The organism is Streptomyces sp. NPDC037203 (assembly GCF_055605065.1).
This window is the reverse complement of the sequence record NZ_JBVJUC010000011.1, coordinates 174904-191548: the sequence shown is the minus strand read 5'-3', so window position 1 is coordinate 191548 and position 16645 is coordinate 174904. Positions and strand designations below refer to the sequence as shown.

Sequence of the window (16645 nt, the reverse complement as noted above, 5' to 3'; positions counted from 1 at the left end):
CCCGCACCCGAGCCCTTCAGGGCGCCTCAGGAACCGTCGCCGCCCTGGTCACCGTGCGCCGACTTCGAGAATCCGTCGTGCCACGCCGCCCGCGCCCCCGACTCGCCGATCCGGTACACGTCCACGACCGCGCCCACCGCGATGACCGCGGACAGCAGCCCGAGGACGATCCGCACCGGCAGCGCGGACCAGCGCGAGCCGCCCTCGGCGCGGAGCACCGCGCGGGCCGCCCACCACACGACCACGGCCAGCACGAACAGCCCCAGCGCCCAGGGCAGCAGCCCGTCGCCCAGCTCGGTGTGCTTGCGGACGAGCGGGTCGTCGTCGACATGCCGCTCCAGCCACTCGCCGGCGTTCGTCGTGAGCGGCACGCTGACCAGGGACACCAGGCCCAGCGCGGGCAGCAGGACACCCAGCCGGCGCGCGGCCCGCGGCCACACCGCCGCGGCGACCAGCGCGAGGGCGGTCAGCGGGACCAGCACCACGACGACATGGACGAGCAGGACATGGGCCGGCAGCCCGTTGACGAGGGTCATGCGACGCTCTCCTGGAGTGGGGGATCTCGGGGCGCGTCACACTGGCACAGCCGTCTCTGAGTTCCCTCTGAGCACGCTCCTGCTCACGCCGTGGCCGGTCCCGCGGCCGGTGGGACGAGCTGCGCCGCCAGCCATGTCGGCACGCCCCCCAGGAGGCGGAACAGCCGCCGCGCCTCGTCTCTCAGCCGGGACGCCGCCGGTTCGTCCTCCGTGTCCGCCAGGGACACCAGCGCGGGCGCCGTCCCGACGAGGTACCCCAGCTCCTCCCGGATCCGCAGCGACTCGGCGAACCCGTGCCGCGCCTCCGCCAACTCCCCGTCCCGCAGGGCGAGTCCGGCGAGATGGCGCCAGGTGAACGACAGCAGCAGCGGATCGGCGGCCGCGGTCGCGCCCGCGTGCGCCCGGCGGTACGCGGCGCGCGCCGCCTGCGGCGACCGGGACAGGTTCTCCGCCAGCAGCCCCCGCCGGAAGTCCAGCAGCGCCCGTCCGGCCGCCCCCGGCGGGATCAGCGCCGCCGCCCGCCCCAGCGCGGCCCGCGCCTCGTCCACCCGGTCCCGGACGCCGTGCAGCGTCGCGGCGTACGCGAGCTGCCCGCGCTCGCACGCGGCCGCGCCCCGCTCCTCGTCGGTGTGCGCGAGCGCCTCCGCCGTGCGCAGCGCGTCCTCCGCGTCCGCCCACCCGCCCTCCGTGTACAGGCAGCGCTCCACCAGCAGCATCGCCCGTTGCAGCGCCGCCTCCGGCGTGTCCGCCGGCAGCAGGGCCGCGGCGTCGGCCCAGCAGGCCCGCGAGCGCAGCCGCCATACCGCGGTCTGGAGCGGATCGTCACCGGCGGTCGTTCCGTTCCCAGACATGGCGGTATACGCCACGTTGACCTCCCCAGGCACGCCATCGGGCTGTTGAGTGGTGGCGGCATTCCAGCACCGATCGCCACACCAGGCCAAGGGGGTGGGTGAAAGATTTCACAAAGTCGTGGGGGCGCGGCCGGGTCCGGTTCGTCCGCTTCGCCCCGTCCGGCTCAGCTCATGCGCAGCGCCAGGAAGAAATCGAGCTTGTCCTCCAGACGCGACAGGTCCCGTCCCGTCAACTGCTCGATCCGGCCGACGCGGTAGCGCAGCGTGTTGACGTGCAGGTGTAGACGGGTGGCGCAGCGGGTCCAGGAGCCGTCGCAGTCGAGGAACGCCTCCAGGGTCGGGATCAGCTCCGCGCGGTGCCGGCGGTCGTAGTCCGTCAGCGGGTCCAGCAGCCGGGCCGTGAACGCGCGGCGCACGTCGTCCGGGACGAACGGCAGCAGCAGCACGTGGCTGGCCAGCTCCTGGTGGCCCGCCGCGCAGACCCGGCCGGGCCGGGCCGCCGCCACCCGGCGGGCGTGCCGGGCCTCCTCCAGGGCGCCGCGCAGCCCCTCCGCGGAGTGCACGGCCGCGCTGACGCCGAGCGTGAGCCGCCCGTCGCCGTCCAGCCCCGCCGACAGCGGCTCGCGCACCACCTGGAGCAGCGCGTCGGCGAGCAGGCCGGTCTCGGCGCCCTCGCGGTCGGCGGCGACGGCCGGTACGGCGGGCAGCGGCACCAGCGCCACCGCCTCGTCCCCGGTGTGGGCCACGGCGATGCGGTCGGCGGCCTCGGGGCCGGTCGCCAGCGGGTCCACCAGGATCTCCTCCAGCAGCGCCTGCGCCACCGGGCCGCCCTCGGCGTCCGCGCCGTCCCACTCCACCCGCGCCACCACGACCTGCCAGTGCGGGGCCGCGCCGAGGCCGGGCAGCAGCACGGGCGCGGCCACCCGCAGCCGGGCCGCGATCTCCGCCGGCGCGGCGCCCGTCTGCACCAGCTCCAGGACCTCCTGGGCGAGCCGGCGCCGTACCGTACGGGCCGCCTCCCGGCGGTCGCGCTCCACGGCGATCAGCTGGGTGACGCCCTGGAGCAGGTCCATGCGCTGCCCGTCCCAGTCGCCCGCGTCCGCCTCCACGGCCAGCAGCCAGTCCGACAGCACCGTCTCGCGGGCATCGCGCGCGGCGCCCGGCGCGCGTCCCGAGGAGCGGATCGGGAAGAGTGAGTACGTCGTGCCGTCCAGCGCGACGCGGTGCGGGGCGCGCCGGCCGGTGCGGGCGGCGGCCAGGTGCTCGGCGGCCAGCCGGGCGCAGGTCCCGGCGGGCAGCTCGGGCCCCGCCACCTTGGAGCCGGCGATCAGCCGGCCGGTGGGGGAGAGCACCCAGGCGCGCAGGTCCAGGTCGGTGCCGAGCAGATCGAGCACCACGTCGGGGCCGCCGCCCGCCGGGCCCGAGGTCATCATCCGGCGGTGCCGGTCCACCACGGCGGCCAGGTCCCCGGCGCGCTCGCCGGACACCTGGCGTACGACATGCTCGGTGACCGTCGCGAAGGCCACCGACTCGTCCACCGCGAGCAGCGGCAGCCGGTGCTTGGCGCAGGCCGCCACCAGGTCCTCCGGCACCCCGCCCAGCTCGGCGGTGCCCGCGGCGAGGGCCGCCACCCCGGCCTGCACCAGGAGCCGCACGAACGGCTCCGAGTCGGCCGCGTCCCGCCGCCAGGCGAGGCCCGTCAGCACCAGCTCGCCGCCGGACAGGTAGCGGCTCGGGTCGCGCAGGTCGGTCGTCATCACACCGCGCACCGAGCGGTCCAGCTCGTCCTCGCCGCCGAGCAGCAGCAGGCCCAGCGCGTCGGTGTCCAGCAGTGCGCGCAGCCGCATCTCAGTTGCCGCCGTTTCTTGTCTCGAAACCTACGATGGATCTTCGGAGGGGGACGGGGGAGTGGCCGCTTCCACGGGAAAACGGAGAGGTTGCCGATGTCCTCCGTTCATACGAATCTACAAGATGCTTCACCTGGCCAGCGAACTCCTTCATGGTTTCGGTGACTGACCCCGTCGGAGTACACGGCGGTGTACTGACTCCATTCCACGTCAACACGACAGGAACGAGCCGGGCCCGCCGCACACGGATTGGCTCAAATCCGCAGAACCCAAGACGAAGAAGAGAGCCGGTCATGGACTTCCTTCGCCCCGCCAGCTGGGAGGAGGCGCTCGCCGCGAAGGCCGAGCATCCCACCGCTGTGCCGATCGCGGGTGGCACCGATGTGATGGTCGAGATCAACTTCGATCACCGCAGGCCCGAGTACCTGCTCGACCTCAACCGCGTCGGCGATCTCTACGAATGGGAGACCGGCGAGGACGCCGTACGGCTGGGCGCCTCCGTGCCCTACAGCACGATCATGGAACAGCTCCGTGCCGAGCTGCCGGGTCTCGCGCTCGCCTCGCACACGGTCGCCTCCCCGCAGATCCGCAACCGCGGCGGCGTCGGCGGCAACCTCGGCACGGCCTCGCCCGCCGGCGACGCCCACCCCGCCCTCCTCGCGGCCGGCGCCGAGGTCGAGGTGGCGTCGGCGGCGCGCGGGACCCGGATGATCCCGATCGACGAGTTCTACACGGGCGTCAAGCGCAACGCGCTCCAGCCCGACGAGCTGATCCGCGCCGTCCACGTCAAGAAGGCGGACGGCCCCCAGCAGTACTCCAAGGTCGGCACCCGCAACGCCATGGTCATCGCCGTGTGCGCCTTCGGCCTCGCCCTGCACCCGGAGACCCGCACCGTGCGCACCGGCATCGGCTCGGCCGCGCCCACCCCGGTGCGCGCCAAGGCCGCCGAGGAGTTCCTGAACGCGGCGCTGGCGGAGGGCGGCTTCTGGGACAACGGGAAGATCATCACCCCCTCCGTCGCCAAGCAGTTCGCGGACCTGTGCGCCGCCGCCTGCAACCCGATCGACGACGTCCGGGGCACCGCGAGCTACCGCAGGCACGCGGTCGGCGTGATGGCCCGCCGGACGCTGACCTGGACCTGGGAGTCGTACCGCGGCGCCCGCCACACCGAGGGAGCTGCGTGATGCGCGTCAACTTCACCGTCAACGGACGCCCGCAGGAAGCCGACGACGTCTGGGAGGGCGAGTCCCTGCTCTACGTCCTGCGCGAGCGGCTCGGTCTGCCCGGCTCCAAGAACGCCTGCGAACAGGGTGAGTGCGGCTCCTGCACCGTACGACTCGACGGCGTGCCGGTCTGTTCCTGTCTGGTCGCCGCCGGGCAGGCCGAGGGCCGGGACGTGGTGACCGTCGAGGGCCTCGCCGACCACGCGCGGCAGCGCTCCGAGGGCGGCTCGGACGGCGTCTCCCTTGACGCGGCCAAGGGCTGGGCCGCCAAGGGCGGCACCGACTCCCAGGCCGGCGAGGGCACCGGACTCGCCCCGATCCAGCAGGCGTTCATCGACGCCGGCGCCGTCCAGTGCGGCTTCTGCACGCCGGGCCTGCTCGTCGCCTCCGACGAACTCCTGGAGCGCAACCCGAACCCGTCCGACGCCGACATCCGCGAGGCGCTGTCGGGCAACCTGTGCCGCTGCACGGGCTACGAGAAGATCATGGACGCGGTCCGCCTCGCGGCCGCCCGCCAGTCCGAGGGAGTCTGACATGCCGTCCCCCACGTTCGGCTCCGCTCACACGGGCGGTGCCCCCACCGGCCTTCCTACGAAGATCACACAGGGCTCGGGTACCAAGGGCGGGATCGGCGAGTCCACCCTGCGCCCCGACGGCACCCTCAAGGTGACCGGCGAGTTCGCCTACTCCTCGGACATGTGGCACGAGGACATGCTGTGGGGCCAGATCCTGCGCTCCACCGTCGCCCACGCCGAGATCGTCTCCATCGACACCTCCGAGGCCCTCGCCCTGTCCGGCGTCTACGCCGTCATGACGTACGACGACCTGCCCACCGAGGTCAAGCACTACGGCCTGGAGATCCAGGACACCCCGGTCCTCGCGCACGGCAAGGTGCGCCACCACGGCGAACCGGTCGCCATCGTCGCCGCCGACCACCCGGAGACCGCCCGCCGCGCCGCCGCCAAGATCAAGGTGGAGTACCGCGAACTCCCCGTCGTCACCGACGAGAAGTCGGCCCTCGGCCCGGACGCCGTCCTCGTCCACGAGCACCGCGACGACCACCACATCGGGCATGTCCCGCACCCGAACATCGTGCACCGCCAGCCGATCGTGCGCGGTGACGCCGCCGCGGCAGCCGCCCGCGCCGATGTGATCGTCCGGGGCGAGTACACCTTCGGCATGCAGGACCAGGCGTTCCTCGGCCCGGAGTCCGGGCTCGCGGTGCCCGAGGAGGACGGCGGCGTCCACCTCTACATCGCCACCCAGTGGCTCCACTCCGACCTGCGCCAGATCGCGCCCGTGCTCGGGCTGCCCGAGCGCAAGGTGCGGATGACGCTGTCCGGCGTCGGCGGCGCCTTCGGCGGCCGCGAGGACCTGTCCATGCAGATCCACGCCTGTCTGCTGGCACTGCGCACCGGCAAGCCCGTCAAGATCGTCTACAACCGGTTCGAGTCCTTCTTCGGGCACGTCCACCGCCACCCGGCCAAGCTGTACTACGAGCACGGGGCCACCCGCGAGGGCAGGCTGACCCACGTCAAGTGCCGCATCGTGCTGGACGGCGGCGCCTACGCCTCCGCCTCACCGGCCGTCGTCGGCAACGCTTCCTCGCTGAGCATCGGGCCGTACGTCGTGGACGACGTCGACATCGAGGCCATCGCCCTGTACACCAACAACCCGCCCTGCGGCGCGATGCGCGGCTTCGGCGCGGTCCAGGCGTGCTTCGCGTACGAGGCCCAGATGGACAAGCTGGCGAAGCGACTCGGCATGGACCCGGTGGAGTTCCGGCAGCTGAACGCCATGGAGCAGGGCACCATCATGCCCACCGGGCAGCCGGTCGACTCCCCGGCGCCGGTCGCCGAACTCCTGCGCCGCGTCAAGGCGATGCCGCTGCCGCCCGAGCGCCAGTGGGAGTCCAGCGAGGGCGCCGACGTGCGGCAGCTCCCCGGCGGCCTGTCCAACACCACGCACGGCGAGGGTGTCGTACGGGGCATCGGCTACGCCGTCGGCATCAAGAACGTCGGCTTCTCCGAGGGGTTCGACGACTACTCCACGGCCAGGGTGCGCATGGAGGTGATCGCGGGCGAGCCCGTCGCCACCGTGCACACCGCGATGGCGGAGGTCGGGCAGGGCGGCGTCACCGTGCACGCCCAGATCGCCCGGACCGAACTCGGCGTCGCCCAGGTCACCATCCATCCGGCCGACACCCAGGTGGGCTCGGCCGGCTCCACCTCCGCCTCCCGGCAGACGTACGTCACCGGCGGTGCCGTCAAGAACGCCTGCGAGCTGGTGCGCGAGAAGGTCCTGGAGATCGGCCGGCGCAAGTTCGGCTCCTACCATCCCGCCTGGGCCACCGCGGAGTTGTTGCTGGAGGGCGGCAAGGTGGTCACCGACGGCGGCGAGGTGCTCGCCGACCTGGTGGACGTCCTGGAGGACGAGGCCGTGGAGCTGGAGGAGGAGTGGCGGCACCGGCCGACCGAGGCCTTCGACCTGCGCACCGGCCAGGGCAACGGCCATGTCCAGTACTCCTTCGCCGCGCACCGCGCCGTGGTCGAGGTCGACACCGAACTCGGCCTCGTCAAGGTCATCGAGCTGGCCTGCGCCCAGGACGTCGGCAAGGCGCTCAACCCGCTCTCCGTGATCGGCCAGATCCAGGGCGGCACCACGCAGGGCCTGGGCGTCGCGGTGATGGAGGAGATCATCGTGGATCCGAAGACCGCGAAGGTCAGGAACCCCTCCTTCACCGACTACCTGATCCCGACCATCCTCGACACGCCGACCATCCCGGTCGACGTCCTCGAACTCGCCGACGAGCACGCCCCGTACGGGCTGCGCGGCATCGGCGAGGCGCCGACCCTGTCCTCGACCCCGGCCGTCCTCGCGGCGATCCGCAATGCCACGGGCCTGGAACTGAACAGGACGCCGGTACGCCCGGAGCACCTCACGGGCACCGCGTAACGCCCCCCGCCGGGCAATCGCTCACCCCCGGCCCACCCCCCACCACGTGCCACACCGGGCCGTCCCCCGGGTTACGTGCACATCCCAAATCCCGCTCAGCTCACCGGAGTTGACCGGGTGCCCCTGTGAACCTTGGGAGACGGCACCATGACCCAACCATCAGTGGAGACCAGGACCACGGCCGAGGACGCCGGCGACGGCAGCCGCGTCCCGGCCGGCCGGTCCTGGCTCGACCGGTACTTCCACATATCCCGGAGAGGATCCACGGTCGCGCGCGAGGTGCGCGGCGGCGTCACCACCTTCATGGCGATGGCGTACATCCTCCTCCTCAACCCCCTGATCCTGTCCGGCCAGGACGTCCAGGGCCACACCCTCGGCCAGAAGGCCCTGATCACCGCGACCGCGTTCGCCGCGGCCCTCACCACGCTGCTGATGGGCTTCGTCGGCAAGGTGCCCCTCGCGCTCGCCGCCGGCCTGTCCGTCTCCGGAGTGCTGTCCGCGCAGGTCGTGCCCAACATGACCTGGCCGCAGGCGATGGGCATGTGCGTGCTGTACGGCGCGGTCATCATGCTGCTGGTCGTCACCGGCCTGCGCGAGATGATCATGAACGCGATCCCGCTCGCGCTCAAGCACGGCATCACCATGGGCATCGGCCTGTTCATCGCCCTCATCGGCTTCTACAAGTCCGGCTTCGTGCATCCGGGCAAGGGCACCCCGCTCAGCCTCGGCCCCGCGGGCCAGCTCACCGGCTGGCCGGTGCTCCTCTTCGCCGGCACCCTGCTGCTGATCTTCATGCTCCAGGCCCGCAACGTGCCCGGCGCCATCCTGATCGGCATCGTCTCCGGCACGATCGTCGCCGCCGTCCTCAACGGGCTCGGCGTCATCGACCCCCGCCAGTGGGCCTCCGGCGCGCCCGAACTGCACGGCGGCGCGGTCTCGATGCCGGACTTCTCACTGTTCGGGCACGTCGGTTTCGGCGGCTGGGACAAGGTCGGCGGGATGACCATCGCGGTGATCGTCTTCACCCTGGTGCTCGCCGGGTTCTTCGACGCGATGGCCACCATCATCGGCGTCGGCACGGAAGCCGGGCTCGCCGACGACAAGGGGCGGATGCCGGGGCTGTCGAAGGCGCTGTTCATCGACGGCGCGGGCGGTGCGGTCGGCGGTCTGACCGGCGGCTCGGGACAGACCGTGTTCATCGAGTCGGCGACCGGCGTCGGCGAGGGCGCCCGCACGGGGCTCGCCTCCGCGGTCACCGGACTGCTGTTCGCGGCCTGCCTGTTCTTCACCCCGGTGACCGCGATCGTCCCGCAGGAGGTGGCCTCCGCGGCGCTGGTGGTCATCGGTGCGATGATGCTGATGAACGCCCGCCACGTGGACTGGGGCGACCGGGCCACGGCGATTCCGGTCTTCCTGACCGTCGTTCTGATGCCGTTCACGTACACGATCACCACGGGGGTCGCCGCGGGAGTCATCTCGTACACGGCGATCAAGGTGGCCCAGGGCAGGGCGCGGGAGATCGGCGCCTTCATGTGGGGGCTGACGGCCGTCTTCCTCGTGTACTTCGCGCTGCACCCCGTCGAAGGCTGGCTCGGCGTCCACTAGCCACGCGGCGAACTCCCTTTCCGAGCAACCACTTTGAGGAGAGCGACAGATGCTGGACATCGCCGAGGAACTGTCCCGCTGGGCCGGGCAGGGGCGTGACTTCGCCGTCGCCACCGTCGTGGCCGTCGGCGGCAGCGCCCCCCGGCAGCCCGGCGCCGCGCTCGCGGTGGACGCCGACGGCACCGCAATCGGGTCGGTCTCCGGCGGCTGCGTCGAGGGCGCGGTGTACGAGCTGTGCCAACAGGCGCTGAAGGACGGGGAGAGCGTCCTCGAACGGTTCGGATACAGCGACGAGGACGCCTTCGCGGTCGGCCTGACCTGCGGCGGCGTCATCGACGTCCTGGTCACCCCGGTCCGGGCGGACGACCCCGCCCGGCCGGTGATCGCGGCCGCGCTGGCCGCCGCCGCCCGCGGACAGGCGGCGGCGCTCGCCCGGATCGTGGCCGGCCCGGCCGGACTGCCCGGCCGCGCCCTGCTCGTACGGCCCGACGGATCGTACGACGGCGGCTTCGGCGCCCACCCCGAGCTGGACCGCACCGTCGCCGCCGAGGCCCGCGCCCTGCTGGACGCGGGCCGCACCGGCACCCTGGAGATCGGTGCCCGCGGTTCGCGCTGCGGCGCCCCGCTCACCGTCCTGGTGGAGTCCTCCGTGCCCCCGCCCCGGATGATCGTCTTCGGCGCGATCGACTTCGCCTCCGCCCTGGTCCGCGTCGGCAAGTTCCTCGGTTACCACGTCACCGTGTGCGACGCCCGCCCGGTCTTCGCCACCCGCACCCGCTTCCCCGAGGCCGACGAGATCGTGGTCGAGTGGCCCCACACCTACCTGGAACGCACCGGCACCGACGGCCGTACCGTCCTGTGCGTGCTCACCCACGACGCCAAGTTCGACGTGCCGTTGCTGAAGGTGGCGCTGCGCCTCCCGGTGGCCTACGTCGGCGCGATGGGCTCCCGCCGCACCCACCTCGACCGCGCCCGCCGCCTGCGCGAAGTCGGCGTGACCGAGGGCGAGTTGTCCCGCCTGCGGTCCCCGATCGGCCTGGACCTCGGCGCCCGCACACCCGAGGAGACGGCCCTGTCCATCGCTGCCGAGATCGTCGCCGCCCGGCGCGGCGGCAGCGGCGTCGCCCTGACCGGCGGGCACACGCCGATCCACCACGAGACGACGGGGACGGCGGCGCGGATCGGCTCGGTGGCCTGAGCACGCGCCGCCCCGCCCGCCACGCGAACCCGGCCCCGCGCGCGTAAAGCGATTGCCGCGCGCCGCGGCCCCCGTGTTCCATGAGGGCATGGTCTCCCCCGACCGGCTGCTCGCCTTCGCGGCGCTGTCCCTGCTGCTGATCGTGATACCGGGCCCGAGCGTGCTGTTCGTCGTCGGGCGGGCGCTGGCGCACGGCCGCCGCGCCGCGCTGACCACGGTCGCCGGGAACACCCTCGGCGCGTACGTCCTCGTCGCCGCCGTGGCCCTCGGTATCGGACCGGTGGTGGAGCGCTCGGTCCTCCTCTTCACCGCGCTCAAGCTCGCGGGCGCCGCCTATCTCGTCCACCTGGGTGTCCGGACATGGCGGCAACGCGGTTCGCTGCGGGCCGCGTTCACCCGGTCTAAGCCCCCGGAGCGGAGCGGTTTGCGCACCCTGGGGGAGGGCTTCGCGGTCGGTGTGGCCAACCCCAAGACGATGGTGTTCTTCGCCGCCGTGCTGCCCCAGTTCGTGGACCGCGCCCAGGGGCGGGTGCCCCTTCAGATGCTGCTGCTCGGCCTGGTCTTCAACGTGCTCGCGCTGGTCTCGGACAGCGTCTGGGGCCTGGCCGCCTCCGCCGCCCGCGACTGGTTCGCCCGCTCGCCCCGCCGGCTGTCCGCGGTCGGCGGCGTCGGCGGCCTGACGATGATCGGGCTGGGCGTGACGGTGGCGGTGACGGGGCGCAAGGACTGAACTCCGGGCGGCGGAAAGGTCGTTCGGGATCCGGGTCCGGGGTACGGGCGCTGCGCCCGCCGCTCAGCCGTCCCGCTCAGGCCTGCCTGAGCAGCCGGTTCAGTCCGCGTCCGAACACCGCCCGGCTCGTGCGCGAGACCACGCCGTCCAGGGCGCGGGGCAGGAAGCGCAGCCGCAGCTCCTCCTGCCAGACCACCCGGCTGCGGCCGCCGGGCCCCGGCCGGACCTCGATCAGCGCCCGGCCGAGCACCACCCGGCCCCGCTTCTCCAGCCGGCACAGCCCGCCCTCCCCGTCCGCAGGCGGGCGCCAGGCGGTCACCTCCATGGTGTCGTCCACGGCGAGCGGTCCGACGCCCGTGCGCGCCGTGAAACGGGTGCCCACGCCGGTCGGGCCCCCGGTGAGCACCGTGATCCGGGTCAGCGGGACGGTGCGGGAGTGGCGGGGCCACTCGGTGACCCGGCGCCATGCCTCGTCCACGGGGAGCGGCACGGTGCGGGTGAGGGAGAAGGACGGCACGTGCCGATCGTAGGCAATGCGACCGGCCGGGCCGGGCGTGCGCCGCCGCCTCCACCCGGTCGGCCCAGTCGCGCGGTCGCTCAGGGCCGGTAGACCTTGCCCGGCTCGGCCCTGCCGGGGGCGAGGAGCTGGGGGACCGTCACGAAGGTGTAGCCGCGCTGCCTGAGGGCGTCGATGATGCCGGGCACGGCGGGCACGGTGCCGGAGTAGATGTCGTGCAGCAGGATGATCCCGTCCCGGTCGGCCTGGTCGAGCACGCGCTTCTTGATGAGCGCCGAGTCGGTGGTCGCGTAGTCCTTGGCGGTGACGCTCCACAGGACCTCGGCGAGCCCCAGCTCCTTGCAGATCTTGTGGATGTTGGCGTCCGTGCGGCCCTGCGGCGGGCGCATCAGCGTGGGCTTGCGGCCGGTGAGCCGCTGGATCGCGTCGTTCGGCCGCCGCAGCTCCTCGCGCACCTCGTCGTCGGATATGTCGGTGAGGATCCTGTGGTCCCAGGTGTGGCTCGCCACCTCGTGGCCCTCGGCCGCCATGCGCTTGACCAGCTGCGGGTACTTCTCGATATGCCGCTTGCCGAGCAGGAAGAACGTCGCGTGGACCTTCTTCTCCTTCAGGATGTCCAGCAGCCGCGGCGAGTTCTCGCTGGGGCCCGCGTCGAAGGTGAGCGCGACGCACTTGGCCTTGCGGCAGTCGACGCCGCCGAGGCTCGCCGGCGCCCCCTGCGCCGCGTCCTTGCGCGCGGTGCTCGGCGAGGTGGTGTCGACCTGGGCGCAGCCGCTCAGGGCCAGCGCCATGCCGGCGGCGGCCGAGACGAGGGCGGCCGGACGGAACCCGAGCCGCCGTTTCTGCATCTTGCCTGTCGCGGACGCCGCCGTACGGGCTTTCGAGTGCGAAGAAAACATGCCGGGACTATACACACATTTTATAGTTCGTTTGTGCGATTATGGGCGAAGCTTCACATTCGGCCGCCTCGTGCACACCAGTGGTTCCAGGCCGGTACGGGGAGTAACCTCGGCGGCATGACGCGCACGGGGGAGCGAGCCGTCAAGTCCCGGTTACGCACGCCGACATGGATCGCCCGCATCGAGGCACCGGAGGGCGGGGTGCTCGGTGCCGGGGTGCTGCTCGCCCCCGACCGGGTGCTCACCGCCGGGCATGTCGTCACGCCGGGCGCGCGGTACGCGGTACGACTCGTCGGTGTGCCCGGACAGGGCGCGGTCGCCGCCACCGTCCACCCGGACGAGCACGTACCGGAGCAGGAGGACGCGTTCGGCGACCGCAGCGGCGACCTCGCCCTGCTGCGCCTCGCCGAACCGCTGCCCGCCGCACACGCCACCCGCCTCTACCGGCTGGCCTCGCCGCACGGACCGGTGAGCATGTACGGCTTCCCGGCCGGCGACGACGGCGGTCGCTGGCACGGCGCCACCCTGGTCGCCGCGCGCGGCCGGGACAGCCGGGTGCAGCTGCGCCCGCTCACCCCCGGCGAACTGGCCGCCCCCGGCTTCAGTGGCGGTCCGGTGGTCGACCACGCCACCGACCAGGTGATCGGCATCGTGCTCAGCGTGGACGAGGGGCAGGTGTCCGCGTTCAGCCAGATGAGCCCCACCGAGACCATCCTCAGCCATCTGCCGCAGGTCGCCGCCTGGACCGACGGCGCCTCGGCGGTCGACCCCCGGCTGCGCGGCCGGGCGGCGGGCGGCGCGGGGCGGCTCGACGTACCCTTCGCCACCGAACTCGCCGGGTGGTTCCGGGGTGAGGGCTGGCCGGTGCTCGTCACGGTCGTACCGGCGCGCGGCGACCGCGCCTTCACCCTGGAGCGGGCCGTCACACTGGCGGACCGCGAGCTGCGCACGCACCGCAACACCAGCGCCTTCAGCCACGACCCGCCCGAGACCGTGCCGCCCGCCGGGGCGCACGATCTCGCCCTGGACGTCCGGCGGTTGACGGCGGACGAGGTGATGGACCGGATCGCCGAACGGCTCGGCATCCACGACGACCCCCGGCCCGAACGGCTCGCCACCCTGCGCGTGCCGCTCGCCGCGGTGCTGGTCGGCGTCGACCAGAGCGCCGAACCCGAGGCGCTGCTCGCCCTGCTGGAACGGCTCGCCCGGCACGGGGCCCGGCTGCTGCTGGTCCACCGCCGCGAGGCCGGGGCCGAACGGGCCGCCGAGTCGCTGGTGCACCGGCCGCTGCGCGAGCGGTGGGCCCGGCTCGGCGCGGAGCTCGACCGGATCGTCGATGTGCTGGGGCCCGCGCTGGACGCCCGCCGGGACCGGGTGACGGCGGGGCCCGGCGGCGAGCCGCTGCTGAGCCGGGCCGAGGCCGCCGTCGGCCGCAGCCTGATGCTGCGGGCCTGGGTCGCGCACAGCTCCGAACAGGACCGCGGGCCCCGGCGCGCCGACCTGCTGTTCACCTTCGAGGACGCCGTCGAGCGCCGCGGCCGACGCCTGGAACAGGCCCTCGACCTGCTCGACGCCCGGCTGCGCCGCTGGGAGGAGCTGCGCGGCCGGGTCACCGCCCAGTGGCCGCTGTGCCGCCGCCGCGCCGAGGAACAGGGCGACCGGGTCCTGGCCGCCTACCGCCTCTACGAGGCCGCCCTCACCCAACTGCGCCGGACCCCGTGCGACATCGAACAGGCGGAGGCCGCGGCGGACCGGTTCACCGAATTCTGCTCGGGGGCGACGGGGGCGGGCGGGCCGTCGGGGGCAGATGGTGCTCCGGGCGCCGCCGGGCCGCGGACCGACGCCGAGCCCCGCCACGCCTGTCCGTCCGCGCCCCCCGCCTCTGCGCCCGGCCGCCCCGCACCACCGCCCGCGCCCGCCGCCGCCAGCCGCGAGCCCTCCCGCGCCGCCGACCGCCGCCCCCCTTCTCCCCGCGCCCCCGGCCAGCACCTTCCCTCACCCCCTCGCGGCGCCCCCGGTCCCCGGAAGGAGTGCGGCTCATGACCAGCTCCTGTGTCCGGCCCGGATGCGCGGGACGCATCATGGGGACCGGCTATTGCGACACCTGCGGACACCGGCACGTCGAGCCGCGCGGCGAACCGGCCGCGACGTGCGCCCCGGCCGAGGAGAGCCCGGCTCCGCCGGCCGTGCACGCCGTGGCCGGGGTCGGGGAACTCGACCAGCACGGACTGCTCGTACTCCCCGAGGTGGCCGAACCCGAGGACGTCCTGCTGGTCGACGACCCGCGCCCGCCCACCGAGGGCCGCCGCTGCGGCACCGACGGCTGCGGCATGATCATCGGGCTCGGGTACGGCGGCCAGCCCGCCCGCGCCACCGGCCGCTGCCCCCGCTGCGGGGCGCCGTACTCCTTCCTGCCCCAACTGGCCCGCGGCGACCTGGTCGCCGGGCACTACCGCGTCCTCGGCTGCCTCGCCCGCGGCGGCCTCGGCTGGATCCACCTCGCCGAGGACACCCGTGCCGAGGGCCACCGCGTCGTCCTCAAGAGCCAGATCGACGCCGGCGGCGCACTCGCCCGCCGCGCCGCCGTCGAGGAGCGCCGGTCGCTCACCGACCTGCACCACCCGGACATCGTGCGGATCATCACGTACGCCGAACACCGGCCACCGGGCGGGACGTCCACCGGCTACCTGGTCATGGACTACATCGGCGGACGCTCCCTGCAACAGCTGTTCGACGCCGACGACATCGAGCGCGTCTTCCACGGCCGCCCCCGCCTCGACCACGTCCTCACCTACGGCTGCAAGATCCTCGGCGCGCTGGAGTACATGCACGAACGGGGCCTGCTCTACTGCGACATGAAGCCCGCCAACGTCATCCACTTCGGGCGGGCCGTGAAGGTCATCGACCTCGGCGCGGTCCGCGCGATCGGCGACCGCGCGTCCGCCTACGTGTACACCGCGACGTTCGCGCCGCCGAAGGCGGAGATCGACCGGCGCGGCTGGCACGTCGACAGCGACCTCTACACCGTCGGCATGACCCTCCAGGCGCTCGCCCGCGACACCGAACCGGCCCGCGGGCTCGCGCACGACTCCTTCCGCCGGCTCGTCGAGCGCGCCACCCACCCCGAACCCCGCGCCCGGTTCCGGTCGGCCGCCGAGATGTCCCGCCAACTCTGGGAAGTCCTGCGAGAGTTCCGCTCACTCCGGTTCGGCGAGCAACTGCCCGAGAGCTCCACCCGGTTCCGCGCCACCGCCGCCAGCCTGGACGCCGGGCTCGGCGCGATCCCCGCCCTCGACCACTGGACCGCCCGCCCCGGAGAGCACCCGGCCGAGCTGGACGTGAGCCCGCCCTCGCCCGCCGAGGTCGCCGGCGCCCTGCCCGAACCGGTCCCCGACCCCGCCGACGGCGCCGCCCTGGTCCTGGACACCTTCTCGCCCGACGCCCCCGACCAGGTGGCCCGGCAGTGGCCCCGCGACTCCCGCCTCGGCACCCCCGAGACCGCGCTGTGGCTGTGCCGCGCCTACCTCCGGCGCGGTGAGCGGGACGCGGCGGCCGACTGGCTCACCGAGGCCGAGACCCAGCTCGGCGAGCGTGCCGCCGCCCACGACTGGCGGATCGCCTGGCACCGGGGCGTCCTGCACCTCGCCCTGGGCGAAGTGGAGCCGGCCGGCGCCCGGTTCGAGGCGGTGTACCGGGCGCTGCCCGGCGAGTACGTGCCCAAGCTCGCCCTCGGCCACTGCGCCGAGCACGGCGCCCGCACCGCACGCGCCAGGCGCTTCTACGAGGCCGTGTGGAAACGCGACAGCGCGCACACCGCCGCCGCCTTCGGCCTCGCGCGCGGCCACCTGGCCGGCGGCGACCGGGACGCCGCCGTGCGCGTGCTGGACGACGTGCCGGCCACCTCGCGCCACCACGACGCCGCCCGGATCGCCGCCGTCCGCATCCGCGCCGGCATCCTCGGCGGACTGCCGCCCACGCCCGCCGACCTGGCCGACGCGGCCCGGCGGCTGCCCGAACTGCGCCTGGACGGGGGCGCCGAGGACGGCGAGTCCCGCGCCCGGCTGGTCGCCGAGGTCCGAGAGAACACGCTGGGCGGCGGCACCGCGTCCTGGCCGTCCGGGGATCTCCTCGGGTCCGGCGACGAGGACAGCCTGCGCATCCTCCTCGAACACTCCTTCCGCCAGCTGGCCGCCCAGGCCCGCACCGCCCCGGAACACGGCCGGCTGCTCGATCTGGCCCACGCGGTACGGCCGTTGACCACCTTCTGAGGACACACCCATGACC

The 16645-nt window shown here is 73.8% G+C and carries 13 protein-coding genes; 8 read left to right on the top strand and 5 right to left on the bottom strand.

Going from position 1 to position 16645, the window contains the following annotated elements; translation table 11 throughout:
* Positions 1–26: 26 nt before the first annotated feature.
* From ACZ7EC_RS26910 to ACZ7EC_RS26900, 3 genes are all read right to left on the bottom strand, one after another.
* Complete coding sequence (locus tag ACZ7EC_RS26910) at positions 27–536, bottom strand: DUF2231 domain-containing protein (protein ID WP_471066495.1); 510 nt, start codon at positions 534–536, stop codon at positions 27–29.
* Positions 537–619: 83 nt separating this feature from the next.
* A complete protein-coding gene (locus tag ACZ7EC_RS26905) occupies positions 620–1387 on the bottom strand; it encodes a hypothetical protein (protein WP_471066493.1) in 768 nt (255 codons plus the stop codon).
* 164 nt (positions 1388–1551) lie between these two features.
* Positions 1552–3234, bottom strand: a complete 1683-nt coding sequence (locus tag ACZ7EC_RS26900; protein ID WP_471066491.1) for a PucR family transcriptional regulator — start codon at positions 3232–3234, stop codon at positions 1552–1554.
* A 293-nt stretch (positions 3235–3527) separates the two neighbouring features.
* On the opposite strand from ACZ7EC_RS26900, the gene ACZ7EC_RS26895 reads away from it, so the two are divergent.
* From ACZ7EC_RS26895 to ACZ7EC_RS26870, 6 genes are all read left to right on the top strand, one after another.
* A complete protein-coding gene (locus ACZ7EC_RS26895) occupies positions 3528–4418 on the top strand; it encodes an FAD binding domain-containing protein (RefSeq protein ID WP_471066489.1) in 891 nt (296 codons plus the stop codon).
* Positions 4418–4990: a (2Fe-2S)-binding protein gene (locus ACZ7EC_RS26890; protein ID WP_471066487.1), complete on the top strand. Its 573-nt coding sequence runs from the start codon at positions 4418–4420 to the stop codon at positions 4988–4990. The genes ACZ7EC_RS26895 and ACZ7EC_RS26890 overlap by 1 nt, the downstream gene beginning before the upstream one ends.
* A gap of 1 nt (position 4991) precedes the next feature.
* Positions 4992–7412 (top strand): xanthine dehydrogenase family protein molybdopterin-binding subunit, encoded by a 2421-nt coding sequence (locus tag ACZ7EC_RS26885; protein ID WP_471066485.1) that lies wholly within the window; start codon positions 4992–4994, stop codon positions 7410–7412.
* A 147-nt stretch (positions 7413–7559) separates the two neighbouring features.
* The gene (locus ACZ7EC_RS26880; RefSeq protein WP_471066484.1) at positions 7560–9017 is read left to right on the top strand and encodes an NCS2 family permease; all 1458 of its coding nucleotides are present in this window, start codon (positions 7560–7562) and stop codon (positions 9015–9017) included.
* Positions 9018–9066: 49 nt separating this feature from the next.
* Entirely contained in the window at positions 9067–10215 is a 1149-nt protein-coding gene (locus tag ACZ7EC_RS26875; RefSeq protein ID WP_471066482.1) for an XdhC family protein, read from the top strand.
* A gap of 88 nt (positions 10216–10303) precedes the next feature.
* The gene (locus ACZ7EC_RS26870; RefSeq protein WP_471066480.1) at positions 10304–10945 is read left to right on the top strand and encodes a LysE family translocator; all 642 of its coding nucleotides are present in this window, start codon (positions 10304–10306) and stop codon (positions 10943–10945) included.
* A 76-nt stretch (positions 10946–11021) separates the two neighbouring features.
* Here ACZ7EC_RS26870 and ACZ7EC_RS26865 read toward each other — a convergent pair whose 3' ends face one another.
* Entirely contained in the window at positions 11022–11462 is a 441-nt protein-coding gene (locus ACZ7EC_RS26865; RefSeq protein WP_471066478.1) for an SRPBCC family protein, read from the bottom strand.
* Between the two features lie 80 nt (positions 11463–11542).
* Complete coding sequence (locus ACZ7EC_RS26860; protein ID WP_471066616.1) at positions 11543–12310, bottom strand: polysaccharide deacetylase family protein; 768 nt, start codon at positions 12308–12310, stop codon at positions 11543–11545.
* 168 nt (positions 12311–12478) lie between these two features.
* Here ACZ7EC_RS26860 and ACZ7EC_RS26855 point away from each other — a divergent pair, with 168 nt between their 5' ends.
* Both ACZ7EC_RS26855 and ACZ7EC_RS26850 read left to right on the top strand, forming a co-directional pair.
* The gene (locus ACZ7EC_RS26855; protein ID WP_471066477.1) at positions 12479–14404 is read left to right on the top strand and encodes a trypsin-like serine peptidase; all 1926 of its coding nucleotides are present in this window, start codon (positions 12479–12481) and stop codon (positions 14402–14404) included.
* Complete coding sequence (locus ACZ7EC_RS26850; protein ID WP_471066476.1) at positions 14401–16629, top strand: tetratricopeptide repeat protein; 2229 nt, start codon at positions 14401–14403, stop codon at positions 16627–16629. The genes ACZ7EC_RS26855 and ACZ7EC_RS26850 overlap by 4 nt, the downstream gene beginning before the upstream one ends.
* Positions 16630–16645 lie beyond the last annotated feature (16 nt).